The 17,012-nt window shown below is 72.9% G+C and carries 12 protein-coding genes; 10 read left to right on the forward strand and 2 right to left on the reverse strand.

What is annotated here, in order from left to right; genetic code table 11:
• Positions 1-195 precede the first annotated feature (195 nt).
• The 5 genes from ACIHCX_RS06605 to ACIHCX_RS06625 all read left to right on the forward strand — a co-directional run bounded on the left by ACIHCX_RS06605 (position 196) and on the right by ACIHCX_RS06625 (position 8,063).
• Entirely contained in the window at positions 196-3,927 is a 3,732-nt protein-coding gene (locus ACIHCX_RS06605) for a nitrate reductase subunit alpha (RefSeq protein WP_400027245.1), read from the forward strand.
• Position 3,928: 1 nt separating this feature from the next.
• Positions 3,929-5,677: a nitrate reductase subunit beta gene (gene narH, locus ACIHCX_RS06610; RefSeq protein ID WP_400027247.1), complete on the forward strand. Its 1,749-nt coding sequence runs from the start codon at positions 3,929-3,931 to the stop codon at positions 5,675-5,677.
• Positions 5,674-6,336, forward strand: coding sequence for a nitrate reductase molybdenum cofactor assembly chaperone (gene narJ, locus ACIHCX_RS06615; RefSeq protein WP_400027249.1), 663 nt, complete (start codon positions 5,674-5,676; stop codon positions 6,334-6,336). Before narH ends, narJ begins: the two co-directional genes overlap by 4 nt.
• Positions 6,333-7,103, forward strand: a complete 771-nt coding sequence (narI, locus tag ACIHCX_RS06620; RefSeq protein ID WP_400027251.1) for a respiratory nitrate reductase subunit gamma — start codon at positions 6,333-6,335, stop codon at positions 7,101-7,103. The genes narJ and narI overlap by 4 nt, the downstream gene beginning before the upstream one ends.
• 108 nt (positions 7,104-7,211) lie before the next feature.
• Positions 7,212-8,063 carry a GNAT family N-acetyltransferase gene (locus tag ACIHCX_RS06625; protein ID WP_400027253.1) on the forward strand — a complete coding sequence of 284 codons (852 nt, stop codon included), beginning with the start codon at positions 7,212-7,214 and terminating at the stop codon, positions 8,061-8,063.
• Between the two features lie 84 nt (positions 8,064-8,147).
• Here the strand turns inward: ACIHCX_RS06625 and ACIHCX_RS06630 are convergent, their stop codons facing one another.
• A complete protein-coding gene (locus ACIHCX_RS06630; RefSeq protein ID WP_400027255.1) occupies positions 8,148-8,441 on the reverse strand; it encodes a hypothetical protein in 294 nt (97 codons plus the stop codon).
• 344 nt (positions 8,442-8,785) lie between these two features.
• On the opposite strand from ACIHCX_RS06630, the gene rsgA reads away from it, so the two are divergent.
• From rsgA to ACIHCX_RS06645, 3 genes are all read left to right on the forward strand, one after another.
• Positions 8,786-9,916: a ribosome small subunit-dependent GTPase A gene (gene rsgA, locus ACIHCX_RS06635; RefSeq protein ID WP_400027258.1), complete on the forward strand. Its 1,131-nt coding sequence runs from the start codon at positions 8,786-8,788 to the stop codon at positions 9,914-9,916.
• Between the two features lie 86 nt (positions 9,917-10,002).
• A complete protein-coding gene (locus ACIHCX_RS06640) occupies positions 10,003-11,403 on the forward strand; it encodes an AlkA N-terminal domain-containing protein (RefSeq protein WP_400027704.1) in 1,401 nt (466 codons plus the stop codon).
• On the forward strand, positions 11,400-11,927 hold the full coding sequence (locus ACIHCX_RS06645) for a methylated-DNA--[protein]-cysteine S-methyltransferase (RefSeq protein WP_400027260.1): 528 nt from the start codon (positions 11,400-11,402) through the stop codon (positions 11,925-11,927). The genes ACIHCX_RS06640 and ACIHCX_RS06645 overlap by 4 nt, the downstream gene beginning before the upstream one ends.
• Positions 11,928-11,932: 5 nt before the next feature.
• Here ACIHCX_RS06645 and ACIHCX_RS06650 read toward each other — a convergent pair whose 3' ends face one another.
• Positions 11,933-12,922, reverse strand: a complete 990-nt coding sequence (locus ACIHCX_RS06650) for a helix-turn-helix transcriptional regulator (protein ID WP_400027262.1) — start codon at positions 12,920-12,922, stop codon at positions 11,933-11,935.
• A gap of 424 nt (positions 12,923-13,346) precedes the next feature.
• On the opposite strand from ACIHCX_RS06650, the gene ACIHCX_RS06655 reads away from it, so the two are divergent.
• The gene (locus ACIHCX_RS06655; RefSeq protein ID WP_400027264.1) at positions 13,347-15,128 is read left to right on the forward strand and encodes a protein phosphatase 2C domain-containing protein; all 1,782 of its coding nucleotides are present in this window, start codon (positions 13,347-13,349) and stop codon (positions 15,126-15,128) included.
• 64 nt (positions 15,129-15,192) lie between these two features.
• Positions 15,193-16,935, forward strand: coding sequence for a pyruvate dehydrogenase (locus tag ACIHCX_RS06660; RefSeq protein ID WP_400027266.1), 1,743 nt, complete (start codon positions 15,193-15,195; stop codon positions 16,933-16,935).
• Positions 16,936-17,012 lie beyond the last annotated feature (77 nt).

Genomic DNA, 17,012 nt, shown 5'->3' on the forward strand with positions numbered 1-17,012 from the left:
TTCCGCCGGGTCCCGTGCGTCACCTGAGCACCCGGCGCCTCAGCACCCGGCAACCTCAGGGGGCGCGCCGGCCCGGTCGGTGGAATCCTTTGGTGCGCGGGTGCCGACCGTGCCGTGCGCGCTGTGCGGACGTGCCGCACGGACCCGCCAGGGAAGCGAGCGACCAACGGGCGGGACCCGGAAGGGAGCGGCGCGGTGGCCAAGGAGACCGATCCGGCGTCGAAGCGCACACGCGGAACCCCACAGCCGGGCCTGGACGGTGAACTGACGCAGGCACTGGTGCGCTCGCGCCGGTTCTTCACCCGGGCGGAGGTCTCCCCGGACCTGCGCACCCTGCACAGGACCGGCGGCCGCCAGGCGGACGACTTCTACCGGGACCGCTGGTCGCACGACAAGGTGGTGCGCTCCACCCACGGCGTGAACTGCACCGGGTCCTGCTCGTGGAAGGTGTACGTCAAGGACGGCATCATCACCTGGGAGGCCCAGCAGACCGACTATCCCTCGGTCGGTCCCGACCGCCCCGAGTACGAGCCGCGCGGCTGCCCGCGCGGCGCGGCGTTCTCCTGGTACACGTACTCGCCGACCCGCGTCCGCTACCCGTACGTGCGGGGTGTGCTGCTCCAGATGTACCGGGAGGCGAAGGCCCGGCTCGGCGACCCGGTCGCGGCCTGGGCGGACATCGTCTCCGACCCCGGGCGGGCCCGCCGGTACAAGGCCGCGCGCGGCAGGGGCGGCCTGGTGCGGACGAGCTGGGCGGAGGCGGTGGAGCTGGCCGCCGCCGCGCATGTGCACACCATCGAGGAGTACGGGCCCGACCGGCTGGCCGGGTTCTCGCCGATCCCGGCGATGTCGATGGTCTCGCACGCGGCAGGCGCCCGCTTCTACTCGCTGCTCGGCGGGGTGATGCTGTCCTTCTACGACTGGTACGCGGACCTGCCGGTCGCCTCGCCGCAGGTCTTCGGCGACCAGACGGACGTACCGGAGTCGGGGGACTGGTGGGACGCCGGCTATCTGATCATGTGGGGCTCCAACCTGCCGGTGACCCGGACCCCGGACGCGCACTGGATGACCGAGGCCCGCTACCGGGGCCAGAAGGTCGTCGCGGTCAGCCCGGACTACGCGGACAACGTGAAGTTCGCCGACGAGTGGCTGCCCGCGCGGCCGGGCACCGACGCGGCCCTGGCGATGGCCATGGGGCACGTGGTGCTCAAGGAGTTCTTCGCCGACCGCCGCACCCCGTACTTCGAGGAGTACGTCAAGCGGTACACGGATCTGCCGTTCCTGGTCGCCCTGGACGAGCGCGAGCCAGGGACGTACGCGCCGGGCAAGTTCCTGACCGCGGCCGACCTCGGCGGCGAGCCGGCCGCCGCCGAGCACGCGGAGTTCCGCACGGTCCTGCTGGACGGCGATGGCGGCCCGGTCGTCCCGGGCGGAACCCTCGGCGACCGGTTCGGCGAGAGCGGGGCCGGACGGTGGAACCTCGACCTGGCAGGCGTCGATCCGCTGCTGTCGGCCGACGGCGGCGGCGAGGACCCGGTGACGGTCGAACTGCCCCGCTTCGACGCCCCCGACGGCGGCGCGGGCGTGCTGCGGCGCGGCGTCCCGGTGCGGCGGATCGCCGGCCGGCTGGTCACCACGGTGTACGACCTGCTGCTCGCCCAGTACGGGGTGGCCCGCCCCGGACTGCCCGGCCGCTGGCCCGCGTCGTACGACGACGCCGACGAGCCGTACACGCCCGCCTGGCAGGCCGCGATCACCGGCGTGGACGCGGGGCGGGCCACCCGGATCGCCCGGGAGTTCGCCGCCAACGCCGAGGAGTCCCGCGGCCGTTCGATGATCGTGATGGGCGCGGGCACCAACCACTGGTTCCACTCCGACACCATCTACCGGTCCTTCCTCACCCTCACCACGCTGACCGGCTGCCAGGGCGTCAACGGCGGCGGCTGGGCCCACTACGTCGGCCAGGAGAAGGTCCGGCCGCTCACCGGCTACAACGTCCTCGCGACCGCCTCCGACTGGAACCGCCCGGCCCGGCAGATGATCCAGACGGCGTACTGGTACCTGCACAGCGACCAGTTCCGCTACGACCCGTTCTCGGCCGACACCCTCGCGGCGGCCGGTGCGGGCGGCCCCTTCGCGGGGAGGACCACCGCGGACCTGATCGCCGCCTCCGCGCGCATGGGCTGGATGCCCTCCTACCCGACCTTCGACCGCAACCCGCTCGACCTCGCCGACGAGGCCGAGGCGGCGGGCCGCCCGGTCGGTGAGCACGTGGTGCGGGAACTGACGGCAGGACGGCTGGGGTTCGCGGGCGAGGACCCGGACGCCCCCGCCAACTTCCCGCGCGTGCTGACCGTCTGGCGGGCCAACCTGCTCGGCTCCTCCGGGAAGGGCAACGAGTACTTCCTCAAGCACCTGCTCGGCGCCGACTCCTCCGTCAGCGCCGCCGAGGCGCCGCCCGGCGCGCGGCCCCGGGACGTGAGATGGCGCGAGGAGGCACCCGTCGGCAAGCTGGACCTGTTGCTGACGCTGGACTTCCGCATGACCAGCACGACCGTCTTCTCGGACGTGGTGCTGCCCGCCGCCACCTGGTACGAGAAGCACGATCTGTCGAGCACCGACATGCACCCCTACGTGCACGCCTTCAACCCGGCGATCGCCCCGCCCTGGCAGACCCGCACCGACTGGGACGCCTTCATCACCCTGGCCCGCGAGTTCAGCCGGCTCGCCGCCCCCCGCCTCGGCGTGCGCAACGACCTGGTCGCCGCCCCGCTGCTGCACGACACCCCGGACGAACTGGCCACCCCGCACGGCCGCGTACGGGACTGGAGGGCCGGCGAGTGCGCACCCGTGCCCGGGCGCACCATGCCCAGGCTGGTCACCGTCGAACGCGACTACGGCGCCGTCGCCGACAAGATGACCGCGCTCGGTCCGCTCCTGGACTCCCTCGGCGCCTCCACCAAGGGCGTCACCTTCCGCCTGGAGCGCGAACTGGAGTACCTGCGGCACCAGAACGGCCGGGTGCGCGGGGGAGTGGCCGACGGGCGGCCCGAGCTCACCCGGGACGTGCACGCCTGCGAGACGATCCTCGCCCTGTCCGGCACCACCAACGGCCGTCTGGCCACCCAGGGCTTCCACACCCTGGAGGCCCGCACCGGGGTCCGGCTCGCCGACCTGGCCGCGGAGCACGAGGGCAAGCAGGTCACCTTCGCCGACACCCAGGAAGCCCCCGTACCGGTCATCACCAGCCCCGAGTGGTCCGGCTCGGAGGCGGGCGGCCGCCGCTACGCGCCGTTCACCGTCAACGTCGAACGCGGAAAGCCGTGGCACACCCTCACCGGCCGCCAGCACTTCTACCTCGACCACGACTGGATGGCCGCGCTCGGCGAACAACTCCCCGTCTACCGGCCGCCGTTGGACATGCACGCCCTGTTCGGTGAACCACGTCTCGGGGAGAGTGGCGAACTCGGCCTGACCCTGCGGTACCTGACCCCGCACAACAAGTGGTCCATCCACTCCGAGTACCAGGACAACCTGTTCATGCTGTCGCTGTCCCGGGGCGGGCCCACCATCTGGATGAGCACCGAGGACGCGGCGAGAACCGGCGTGCGCGACAACGACTGGATCGAGGCGGTCAACCGCAACGGCGTCGTCGCCGCCCGCGCCGTCGTCTCGCACCGGATGCCGCAGGGCACCGTCTACATGCACCACGCCCAGGACCGCCTGATCGACGTGCCCCGCACCGAGACCACCGGCCGCCGCGGCGGCATCCACAACTCCCTCACCCGGCTGCTGATCAAACCCAGCCATCTCATCGGCGGCTACGCCCAGCTGTCGTACGCCTTCAACTACCTCGGCCCGACCGGCAACCAGCGCGACGAGGTGACCGTCATCCGCCGCCGCGCCGACCAGGAGGTGACGTACTGACATGCGCCCCATGGCCCAGATGGCGATGGTGATGAACCTCGACAAGTGCATCGGCTGCCACACCTGCTCGGTCACCTGCAAACAGGCGTGGACCAACCGGACCGGTGTCGAGTACGTGTGGTTCAACAACGTCGAGACCCGGCCGGGACAGGGCTACCCGCGCCGCTACGAGGACCAGGACACCTGGCAGGGCGGCTGGACCCTGAACCGGCGCGGCCGGCTCACGCTCAAGGCCGGCGGCCGCCTCAAGAAGCTGGTCAGCATCTTCTCCAACCCCAACCTGCCCAGCCTGGACGACTACTACCAGCCCTGGACGTACGACTACGAGACGCTGACCGACGCCCCGTTGCAGGAACACACCCCGGTCGCCCGCCCCAAGTCCCTCATCACCGGCAAGGACATGAAGATCTCCTGGTCGGCGAACTGGGACGACGACCTCGGCGGCTCCGCCCAGCACGGCGAGAAGGACGTCCTGCTCGGCGAGATCTCCGAGCGGATCAGGCTGGAGTTCGAGCAGACGTTCATGTTCTACCTGCCGCGGATCTGCGAGCACTGCCTCAACCCGTCCTGCGCGGCCTCCTGCCCCTCCGGGGCGATCTACAAGCGCACCGAGGACGGCATCGTCCTCGTCGACCAGGACCGCTGCCGGGGCTGGCGGATGTGCGTGACCGGATGCCCGTACAAGAAGGTCTACTTCAACCACCGCACCGGCAAGGCCGAGAAGTGCACTTTCTGCTTCCCCCGCGTCGAGGTCGGCCTGCCCACCGTCTGCTCCGAGACCTGCGTCGGCCGGCTGCGCTACATCGGCCTCGTCCTCTACGACGCGGACCGCGTCCTGGAGGCCGCCACCACCCCCGACGACACCGACCTGTACGAGGCCCAGCGCCGCGTCCTCCTCGACCCGGACGACCCGCGGGTCGCCGACGCGTGCGAGCGGGCGGGCATCCCCCGGGACTGGATCGAGGCCGCCCGCCGCTCCCCGGTGCACGCCCTGATCAACACCTACCGGGTGGCGCTGCCGCTGCACCCGGAGTACCGCACCCTGCCCATGGTCTGGTACATCCCGCCGCTCTCCCCGGTCGTCGACGCCGTGCGCGACACCGGGCACGACGCCGAGGACCACCGCAACCTGTTCGCCGCCGTCGACGCCCTGCGCATCCCGGTGGACTACCTCGCCCGGCTGTTCACCGCGGGCGACCCGGCCCCGGTGGACACCGTCCTGCGCAAGCTGGCCGCCATGCGCGCCTACATGCGCGACATCAACCTCGGCCGCGCACCCGACCCCGCCATCCCGCGGGCGGTCGGGATGGAGGAGGAGCAGATGTACGACATGTACCGGCTGCTGGCGCTGGCCAAGTACGACGAGCGGTACGTCATCCCGCCCGCGCACGCCGAACAGGCCCACGACCTGGAGGAGTCGGTCACCGAGTGCAGCCTGGACTACGAGGGCGGCCCCGGCATGGGAGGCTCCGGGCCCTTCGGCGAAACCTCCGGCGGCGCGGCGCCGGTCGCCGTGGAGACCTACCGGTCCCTGCGCGAGAGGCAGACCTCCGACACCCCGGCCGCCCCCGTCGACAAGGACACCCGCGTCAACCTGCTCAACTGGGACGGCAAGGGCTCCCCGTCCGGCCTGTTCCCGCCCGCCGACGCCGACGCCGACGCCGACGCCGACGCCGACGCCGACGCCGACGCCGACGGCGACGGGGACGGGAAGGGGGAGGGGAAGGGGGAGGGGGAGCCGAAACCATGAGAAGGAGAACCGGGCCCGCACCGGCCCGCACCGAGCCCTGGCACCCCTGCGCCTGGCAGCTCCAGTCCCTGCTCCTCGCCTACCCGGACGAGGAGTTCCCCGAGCGGCTCGCCCTGGCCCGCCGCGCGGCCCCCACCCTGCCCGACCGCGTCCGCGCCCCCCTGCTCCGCTTCACCGGGCACGCCGAGCACACCCCGGCCGGCGAACTCGCCGCCGCCTACGTCGCCACCTTCGACCACCGCAGGCGCTGCTGCCCCTACCTGACCTACTACGCGCACGGCGACACCCGCAGACGCGGTGTGGCGCTGCTCCGCCTGAAGCAGACCTACGCCGCCGCCGGCCTGCGCCTCGCCGACGACGAACTGCCCGACCACCTCGCCGTCGTCCTGGAGTTCGCGGCCGCGGAACCGGCCACCGGCCGGCGGCTGCTCACCGAGCACCGCGCCGGTCTCGAACTGCTCCGCCTGGCCCTGCGCGCCGAGGACTCGCCCTGGACGGCCGTACTGGAGTCCGTCTCCGCCACCCTGCCGCCGCTGAAGGGCGACGAGCAGCGCGCGGTCGCCCGGCTCGCCGCCGAGGGCCCACCCGAGGAACAGGTCGGGCTCGCCCCCTACACGCCCCCGCAGTTCATGCCCGGCCCGGCAGGAGGCCCGCGATGACGACCGCACCCGCGCAGCCCCTCACCACGGGCGCCCCGGCCGGCACCGGCGGCATCCTGCTGTGGGTGGTGCTGCCCTACCTCGCCCTCGCCGTCTTCGTCCTCGGGCACATCTGGCGCTACCGGTACGACAAGTTCGGCTGGACCACCCGCTCCTCCCAGCTGTACGAGAACCGGCTGCTGCGGATCGGCAGCCCGCTGTTCCACTTCGGCATCCTCGTCGTGCTCCTCGGCCACATCGGCGGGCTGGTCGTCCCCGAGAGCTGGACGCGGGCGGCCGGCATCAGCGAGAACACGTACCACTGGTTCGCCGTCGTCCTCGGCACCATCGCCGGGGTGTGCACGGTGGGCGGCCTCGCCATCCTCATCTACCGCCGCCGCACGGTGGGTTCGGTGTTCTCCGCCACCACCCGCAACGACAAGGCGATGTACGTCTCGCTCACCGCGACCATCCTGCTCGGCCTGTCCGCCACGGTCGCCGCCAACGTCGTCGGCGGCGGCTACGACTACCGGCGGACCATCTCCGTCTGGTTCCGGTCCATCTTCGCCCTGCAACCGCGCCCGGGCCTGATGAGCGGCGCGCCGCTGCTGTTCCAACTGCACGCCCTCAGCGCCCTGCTGCTCTTCGCTGCCTGGCCCTTCACCCGGCTGGTCCACATGCTCACCGCGCCGGTGGGCTACCTCACCCGCCCCTACATCGTCTACCGCAGCCGCGATCCCCGCCTCGGCACGAGACCGGCCCGCCGCGGCTGGGAACGCATCGGATGACGACGCGGCACGCGACAACCGGTTCACGTCGGTGCGTGACCACCAGCGACGCGCGGCGGCCGTGACAGGACGTAATACGGTGGCCATGGCTCCCGAGCTCCTGCTTGGATGCCCGGCGTGACGTCTGTGGATCTTGCTGATCGCCGTGAGCTGCTGGACCGACTTGAGCAGTACTACGACGCGGTTCCCCGCTCCGGAGCCCGAGCCGAAGACTTCGGGCCGCTGACCCTGTTCATACGAGAGGGGCAGGGCTGGCCCTTCTATGCACGTCCGAGTCTGGGATGTTCCGGAGCGGTGAGTGCCGCCGATGTGCACCGGGTCCGTGCCCGGCAGCGGGAACTGGGCATCCCGGAGAGTTTCGAGTGGGTCGCCGAGACCGCGCCCGCGCTGCGGGCCGCGGTCGAGCAGGCAGGGCTTGCGGTGCAGGAGCACCCCTTGATGGTGCTCGGTCCGGACGTACCGACTCCCGCCGTGCCCGAGGTGGCCGACGGCGTGGTGGTCCGGACCGTCGGGCCGGACGACCCCGCGCTGCCGAGCGCGCTGGCCGTTCCTCACCTGGCTTTCGCCGAGCCTGGCACCGGTGGTGGTTCAGCCGGCCTGGCTGAACTGGGCGAGGCGGTGCGGGGCCGTGCCGGTGACGGATCGGTGGAGCGTGCGGCGACACGCATCCTCGCCGGCCTGACGCGCGTTGCCGCCGCGGTGGAGGACGGCACGGCGCTGTGCGCTGGTCAGCACCAGCCGGTCGGAGCGGTCACCGAGATTGTCGGGGTGGGAACTTTGCCGACCGCGCGCCGTCGGGGTCTTGCGCACGCGGTCACCGCAGTGCTGGTGGCCGACGCCCGGTCGCAAGGCATCGAGACCGTCTTCCTGTCCGCGGGCGACGACGACGTGGCCCGGATCTATGCCCGGCTCGGCTTCAGCTCTGTGGCCACGGCACTGATCGCCGAGCCCGTCGAGTAGCCACTGGCGAGGCGCCCACGGCAATGATCGCCCCGGCACCGACGAAGGTCAGCCCTGCCACTGCGGCGAGCCAGGTACCGCGGCTCACTGATCGCCACCGAAGTGGTCACGGAGATCGTCACTGCAGTCGTCCTCCGTGCCGACCTGGATTCGCGAGAAGGCCAGCACTCCGTCTCCCTTGCCTTCCTGCTTGGCCTTGGCCAGCTGCCTCTCGATGTCCGCGATGCGCTCGGCGCACTCGGCACTGACGGACTTCTCGGGCTGCGGGTCCGGTGCTGAGGAGGCGTTCAGTGTGGCGGTGGCGGCGAGGCCGGCCGCGCACAGCACCGCCCACGCGGCAACCCACGCGCGGCGGCTCATCGGTATCGGCTTGGGCATCCAGGCATCCTACGAGCGCCGCGGAGGGCTGTCGCCGAATCAGGACTTCCTCGTCGACGAGACCAACGACCGAGCCGGCCGGCGTCGCCGACGAGGGCGGCAGGCAAGACGGCGCCGGAACGGAAAACCGGTGGCGGCTTCTCACCGCGCTCGCCTACCGTGAGGCGCGCGACGTGAGTTCTCGTGAGGAAGAGGAGGTGTGACCCATGGCTGTCTCGGTGATGGGCGCTGCCCGCAATCCCAGGATCATCCACTCCACCTCCGCGGCCACCGGCTGAGACCTCCTGCCACGCCCGCGCACATCCGCGCGGGCCGTCGGGGCCGCCCTCGTGAAGGGTTCCCCCTTGCGTTCCTCCGCTTCTTCCGTTCCGTCCGTTCCTTCCCTTCCTTCTTCCGTTTCGCCGCACCCTCTCGCCCCCTACGGCTGGGACGAGGGCTGGGAGTCGGTCTTCACCCCGTACACCGCCGAAGGCCTGCTGCCGGGCCGGGTGATCCGCGTCGACCGGGGGCAGTGCGACGTCGTCACCGCCGGCGGAGTGCTGCGTGCCGACACCGCGTTCGTCACCCCGCACGACCCGATGCGGGTGGTGTGCACCGGCGACTGGGTCGCCGTCGAGCCCGGCGGCAACCCACGCTACGTGCGGACGACACTGCCGCGCCGCACCGCTTTCGTTCGTTCCACCTCCTCCAAGCGGTCCGAGGGCCAGATCCTCGCCGCCAACGTCGACCACGCGATCGTCGCGGTGTCCCTCGCGGTCGAACTCGACCTCGGCCGTGTCGAGCGCTACCTGGCGCTGGCCTGGGAGTCCGGCGCGCAGCCGCTGATCGTGCTGACCAAGGCCGACCTCGTGCCGGACGCGACGGGGCTCGGGTATCTCGTCCAGGACGTGGAGACGAGCGCGCCCGGGGTGCCGGTGCTGCCCGTCAGCGCCATGACCGGGGACGGACTCGACGTGCTCCTCGCCGTCGTCTCCTCGGGCACCTCCGTACTGCTCGGATCGTCCGGTGCGGGCAAGTCCACCCTCGCGAACGTGCTGCTCGGCGAGGAGGTGATGACCGTTCAGGCCGCCCGGGACGTCGACGGCAAGGGCCGGCACACGACCACCACCCGCAACCTGCTCGCACTGCCCGGCGGCGGTGTCCTGATCGACACCCCGGGGCTGCGCGGAGTGGGCCTGTGGGACGCCGAGAGCGGGGTCGGGCAGGTGTTCTCCGAGATCGAGGAGTTGGCCGGGCGGTGCCGATTCCAGGACTGCGCCCACGACCGAGAGCCGGGCTGCGCGGTGCTGGCCGCCGTCGACGCCGGTGAGCTGCCCCAGCGGCGGCTGGAGAGCTATCGCAAGCTCCTGCGCGAGAACCAGTGGATCGTCGCCAAGACCGACGCGCGGCTGCGCGCGGAGATCCGGCGGGACTGGAAGCGCAAGGGCGCCGAGGGCCGGGCGGCGATGGAGGCCAAGCGGGGGCGGTGGAACTGAGTTCGCCATGAAGTTCGTCATGCCTGCCGCAGTGTCCGTTTTCCGCCAGCGGGAGCCCCGCGCGGAGGCGGACACTGGACGGCGTGATGGACGAGGACACCAGGTACGAGGCCGTACGCAGCCGGGACGGCCGCTTCGACGGGGAGTTCTTCTTCGCCGTCGAGACGACCGGGATCTACTGCCGTCCCAGCTGCCCGGCCGTGACCCCCAAACGGCACCACGTGCGGTTCTACGCCACGGCCGCCGCCGCGCAGGGCGCGGGCTTCCGCGCCTGCCGGCGCTGCCGGCCGGACGCGGTGCCCGGCTCCGCCGACTGGAACGTCCGGGCGGACGCCGTCGGGCGGGCCATGCGGCTGATCGGCGACGGCGTGCTCGACCGGGAGGGCGTCGCCGGGCTCGCCGCACGGCTCGGCTACAGCGAGCGGCAGGTGCGCCGGCAGCTCACCGCCGAGGTGGGCGCCGGGCCCGTCGCGCTCGCCCGCGCCCAGCGGGCGCACAGCGCGCACGTCCTGCTCCGGACCACGGACCTGCCGGTCACGCAGATCGCGTTCGCGGCCGGGTTCGCCAGCGTGCGGCAGTTCAACGACACGATGCGCGCCGTCTACGCCGCGACCCCCAGCGAGCTGCGCGCCACCGCCCACAGGACACGGGGCCGCCGCCCCGCGGCGCCCACCGCCGGGATCCCGCTGCGGCTCGCCCACCGGGGCCCCTACCAGACCGGGCCGGTCTTCGACCTGCTGGAACGCGAGGCCGTGCCCGGCGTCGAGGAGATCGGCGGGGCGCCCGGCCGGCGTACCTACCGGCGCACCCTGCGCCTGCCGTACGGCACCGGTATCGCCGCCGTGGACGAGCGCTCCGGCGCGCCGCGGTCCGGGTCCGGTGCGCACCCCGGTGGCTGGCTGGAGGCCCGGCTCCGGCTGACCGACCCGCGCGATCTGACCACGGCCGTGCAGCGGCTGCGCCGGCTGTTCGACCTGGACGCCGACCCATACGCCGTCGACGAGCGGCTCGGCGCGGACCCGCGGCTGGCCCCGCTGGTCGCCGTCCGGCCCGGCCTGCGCTCGCCGGGCTCGGCCGACCCGCCGGAGACGGCGGTCCGGGCGCTGGTGGGACCGGCGGCCGCCGCGGAGCTGGTACGGCGCTACGGCAAGGCGCTGGACGCTCCCGCCGGCACGCTGACCCACCTGTTCCCCGAGCCGGCCGTCCTCGCCGAGGCCGAACCGGACGGCCCCCTGGGCGCCCTGGCCGCCGGCCTCGCCGACGGCACGGTGCGACTGGACCCGGGCGCCGACCGCGACGACACGCACCGGGCGTTGCTCGCCCTGCCCGGCCTGGACCCGGCCACGGCCGCCGTCATCCGCACCCGGGCCCTGGGCGACCCCGACGTGGCCCCACCCGGCGCGGACGCCCCCGAAAGCTGGCGCCCCTGGCGCTCGTACGCCCTGCGGCACCTGCGTGCCGCCGAAGAGCTGGAGACCACCCCATGACCACGCACGTGCACACCACCCCCACGGGTACGAACCCCACCAGTACGACGTACTGGACCACCCTCGACAGCCCGCTGGGCCCCCTACTGCTGACCGCCGACAGCTCCGGCGCGCTGACCTCCCTGTCCGTACCCGGCCAGAAGGGCGGTCGTGAGGTCCAGGCCGACTGGCGGCACGACCCCGGGCCCTTCCACGCGGCGCAGGAGCAGCTCCGGGCCTACTTCACCGGTGAACTCAAGGAGTTCCGACTGCCGTTGAGTACCTCCGGCACCGCCTTCCGGGAGCGAGTGTGGACCGCCCTCGACGAGGTTCCGTACGGCTCGACCGCCACGTACGGCGAGATCGCCGCCCGTGTCGGCGCTTCCCGCGCCGCCGTTCGGGCCGTCGGCGGAGCCATCGGCGCCAACCCGCTCCTGGTGCTGCGCCCCTGCCACCGCGTGATCGGCGCGGACGGCTCCCTCACTGGCTACGCGGGCGGCCTGGAGCGGAAGGTGCGGCTGCTCACGCTGGAGGGCGCGCTGTAGGCGCGTCAGGGGTGCCGGTCCCGGGCCACCCAGCCCCGTTCGTAGGCGTGCCAGCCCAGTTGCAGCCGGGTGCTCACCCCGGTCAGCTCCATCAGCCGTCTCACTCGGCGCTGTACGGTCCGCAGCCCCAGGTCGAGCTGCTTGGCGACGCTCGAGTCGGTCAGCCCGGCCAGGAGCAGTGACAGCACCTCCAGGTCGATCGCGTCGGGGCCGTCCGGTTCCTCCTCGGTCACGCCGGACGCCCCGAGCCGCAGCGGCAGCGCCTCCCGCCACACCGATTCGAACAGCCCGTACAGCAGATCCAGCAGGCCGCTGGCGTGCACGACCAGCGCGGTGGGCTCCGGGGTGTGCCAGGTGAGCGGCACCATGGCGAGCGTGCCGTCGGCGACGACCAGTTTGGTCGGTACGGTCTCGGCGACCCGCACGTGTTCGTCCCGGCTGAGCGCGGTGGTCAGCTCGGCGACGCCGTTCGGCCGGTCCAGTACGGCGCGTTCCAGCACCACCCGGTAGCGGACGCCGCGGGCGACCGCCTGGTCCTCGGCGTGGTTCTCCAGTGCGGAGACGACGATCGGGTCGCCCGTGACCAGCGCGCACACCTCCTCTTCGGCCCCGAGTTGGAGCTGGAGGAAGCGCTGCGCGACGGCGGCGGCGCCGGTGACCACCTCGACCAGGTCGTGCGCCGTGGGCTCGGAGCCGGCCGCCCGGTACTCCTCGGCGAGCAGCGCGGCGGCCAGTTCCGCCTTCTCCAGCTCCTGGCGGTGCTGGGTGAGCAGGGCGCCCAGCGCCACCCCGGGCGGTGCGGCCACCCAGCGGCCGGGCCGGGCCGAGGACTGGGCCGCGAGTCCGTGTCGTTCCAGGCGGCGCAGGGCGTGCTCGGTCTCCCGCTCACCGAGCGGCAGCCGCCGCGCGAGATCGGGTACCTCGGCGGCGCCCATGGACACCAGGGCCCGGTATGCCGCCTCGTGCGTCCCGTCCAGACCTATCGCTGCCAGCATCAGCTGCTGTCCCTCCCCTTTCGGATCCACGGCATCACGTTCCGCGGCGCGTCGGCGGTGGCGGGAAACAGCCACGGCGCGAACCCGCCGCGGCACATCATCGCTGTACCACCGGTCACTCTGACAAGGTGGCGCCACCGAAGTACCGGCGGGACCGGGGTGCCCGGCCGTGGGCGTGGCCTGCGCGGATACGCCTACGGTGAGGCGGTTGGCGGCTGTGTCCCGCAGCGCCCGGACCGGGCACCGAGGCCCGCGCCGGGGCGCTGCGGGCGGCGGTGTTTCGGCCGACCGGAGGGTGATTCGGACCGGGATCAATCGGGTCTCGCCGGGCGGCTGTTCCGTGGGGATGGAGCCGCCCGGCGACTTGGTCCGGATTTGCCGATGCCCCGTTCCCACCGGGCTCGTGCGGTGGACAATTGGCGGCATGAGCCAGCAGGGGGGAAGGCCCACCGGTCAAGAGGACGACTGGTGGGGGCAGTTGTACGACGACTCCGCCGCGGACACCGGTCCCGCGGCCGGAGCGGATTCCCTGGACGACCGCTTCGCCTCGGCGTCCGGAACGGTCGGCGGGCCCCCGCGGGGCGCTCCGCTCCCCACCCAGGACACGGCACCGGACGACTGGTGGCGCCACACCCCCGAGGACACCCCACCGGGCCCGGCTGCGGGGGCCGCCTGGGATTCCGGGCCGGGGGAGTCCAGGGAGCCGTCTCAGCCGTCCATACCGCCGGTGGCCCCGGCGGCGGGGGCCGCTTGGGACTCTCGACCGACGAAACCCGACCGCTCGCCCTCGCCTCCGCCCACGCCCCCGCCGCCGAAGCCTCCGGCCGTCGGGGCCGCGGGTGGCTCCGGGCGTGCGCCGGTCGACGGGGAGGCACAAGCCGCACCCGGCGGAGGAGAGGCAGACAACGCACCGCGCGACGCGGAGACGCAGGCGGCATCAGCCGGCGCGGACGAAATGCAGGCGACACTGGGCAGTTGGGAGGCGGAGCCCGTATCGGCCGACGCGGTGGCGGAGGCCGTACCGGGCAGCTGGGAGGCACAAGACGCTCCGGACGGCGGGGAGGCGGAAGACGCACGGGCTGCCGAGGACGCGGAGGCTGCACGGGCCTCCGGGGAGACGCAGGCGGGTTCAGGCGGTGCGGGAAGTTGGGAGCGGGAGGCCGTCCGGGCCTCCGAGGCCCCGCAGGTCGGTGCGGGTGTCGTGAGGGGGCACGGGGTGTCCGGGGCGCGGGGTGCCGACGTCCGCGTCGGGTATGTCGGGTCCCGGCCGCCCACCTACGCGGCGGAGCCCACCGCGTTGCCGGCGGCCGATCCGGACGGGCTGGACGTCGCGGTGCCGGACACCGTGCTCGACGGGGCTGCCTACGGGGCCTGCACGCTGCGCGCGGTGTCGATCCGGGGGGATTCCGCGCGGTACCGGGGCGAGCCGCGCCGCGACGCGCTGCTCACCGCCCGCTTCGGCGCGGGGGACCGGGCGCTGGTGCTGGTCGCGATGGCCACCGGGGCCCGCGCCACCCCGGGGGCGCACCGCGCGGCCGCCGAGGCGTGCCAATGGATCGCGGAGGCCGTGGGCCGCAGCCACGCACGGCTGGCCGAGGACATCCGCACCGCCCGGCGCGGCGAGCTGAAGTCGGGACTGCACCGCCTCACCGACCGCAGCCTCGGCAGACTCCGCGCGGACGCCGCCGAACAGGGCGTCGACCCGGAGCAGTACACGGCGAGCCTGCGCTGCCTGCTCCTGCCCGCCGACCCCGCGTGCCGCGTCCGGGTCTTCTTCGGTGTCGGCGCCGGCGGCCTGTTCCGGCTGCGCGAGGGCGAGTGGCAGGACATCGAACCCGGGGTCGCCGACACGTCCGGCCACCCCGTGGTCGGTTTCGGCTCGCGGCCGTCCGAGACCCCGGACGGCGACCGGCTCACCATGGACCTCGGCATCCCCACCCCGCCGAACCCGTACGAACCGGCCCCGGCACCGCCCCGCGACCCCTTCCGCTTCCGCGCCTCCCTGGCCCAACCGGGTGACACGCTCCTGATGTGCACCGCCGGTCTGGCCGACCCGCTCCGCGGCGAGCCCGAGGCGCGCGCCCACCTCGCGCGACGGTGGTCCGACCCCGTCCCACCGGGCCTCGCCCCGTTCCTGGCGGACGCCCAGGTGCGGGTCAAGGGCTACGCGGACGACCGTACGGCCGCGGCCGTGTGGGAGGCGTGAGCGCCGGGCCTGTGCCTTCATGGAGGCGGAGGATCCGCGGCAGACCGAAGGGGTGCCGAGCGCCATGGCCAAGCAGAGCGTCGCAGAGCAGTTCGTCGACATCCTCGTCCGCGCCGGAGTCAAACGCCTGTACGGCGTGGTCGGGGACAGCCTCAATCCGGTCGTCGACGCGGTCCGCCGCAACGCCGCCATCGACTGGATCCACGTCCGCCACGAGGAGACCGCCGCGTTCGCGGCCGGCGCCGAGGCCCAGATCACCGGCCGTCTGACGGCCTGCGCCGGCTCCTGCGGGCCCGGCAACCTGCACCTCGTCAACGGCCTGTACGACGCCCACCGCTCCATGGCCCCGGTCCTCGCCCTCGCCTCGCACATCCCCTCCGGCGAGATCGGCCTCGGCTACTTCCAGGAGACCCACCCCGACCGGCTGTTCGCCGAGTGCAGCCACTACAGCGAGCTGATCTCCAACCCGAAGCAGATGCCCCGGCTGCTCCAGACGGCCATCCAGAACGCGGTGGGCCGCAGCGGCGTCAGCGTGGTGGCGCTGCCCGGGGACATCGCCGCCGAACCCGCGCCCGAGAAGGCCGCAGAGACCGCCATCGTCACCTCCCGGCCCACCGTCCGGCCCGGCGACGCCGAGATCGACCGGCTCGTCGAGATGATCGACGAGGCCGGGAAGGTCACCCTGTTCTGCGGCAGCGGCACCGCGGGCGCGCACGCCGAGGTGATGGAGTTCGCCGAGCGGATCAAGTCCCCGGTCGGACACGCCCTGCGTGGCAAGGAGTTCATCCAGTACGACAACCCGTACGACGTCGGCATGAGCGGACTGCTCGGCTACGGCGCCGCCTACGAGGCGACCCACGAGTGCGACCTGCTGATCCTGCTCGGCACCGACTTCCCGTACAACGCCTTCCTGCCCACCGACGTGAAGATCGTCCAGATCGACGTCCGGCCCGAGAACCTCGGCCGCCGCTCCCGGCTCGACCTCGCGGTGTGGGGCGACGTGAAGGAGACCCTGCGCTGCCTCGTTCCCCGGGTGCGGGCCAAGGCCGACCGGCGCTTCCTGAACCGGATGCTCAAGAAGCACGCGGACGCCCTGGAGGGCGTCGTCAAGGCGTACACGAGGAAGGTGGACAAGCACGTCCCGATCCATCCCGAGTACGTGGCCGCCGTCCTGGACGAAGTGGCCGACGACGACGCCGTGTTCACCATCGACACGGGGATGTGCAACGTCTGGGGCGCCCGCTACATCTCGCCCAACGGGCGCCGCCGCATCATCGGTTCCTTCTCGCACGGCTCGATGGCCAACGCGCTGCCGATGGCGATCGGCGCGCAGTTCACCGACCGCCGCCGCCAGGTGGTGTCCATGTCCGGGGACGGCGGCTTCGCCATGCTGATGGGCGACTTCCTGACCCTGGTCCAGTACGACCTGCCCGTGAAGGTGGTTCTGTTCAACAACTCCTCCCTGGGCATGGTGGAGTTGGAGATGATGGTGGCAGGCCTGCCCGCCTACGGGACGGCCATGAAGAACCCCGACTTCGCCGCTGTCGCCCGCGCCTGCGGCGCCCACGGCATCCGGGTGGAGAAGCCCCGGCACCTCGCCGGCGCGCTGAAGGAGGCCTTCAGCCACAAGGGCCCCGCCCTCGTGGACGTCGTCACCGACCCCAACGCCCTGTCGATCCCGCCGAAGATCAAGGCCGAGATGGTGACCGGGTTCGCGCTGTCGGCCTCGAAGATGGTGCTGGACGGAGGCGTGGGCCGGATGGCGCAGATGGCGCGTTCCAACCTGCGCAACATGCCGCGGCCGTGAGCCCGCCCCGGACCCGGCGGCACCGGACAACTGGGCGTGGCCCATTCCACATGACTGGCCCGCGCCCGACGGGGCAT

The sequence above is a fragment of the Streptomyces sp. NPDC052043 genome (assembly GCF_044548235.1).
In the GTDB taxonomy this organism is placed as follows: domain Bacteria; phylum Actinomycetota; class Actinomycetes; order Streptomycetales; family Streptomycetaceae; genus Streptomyces.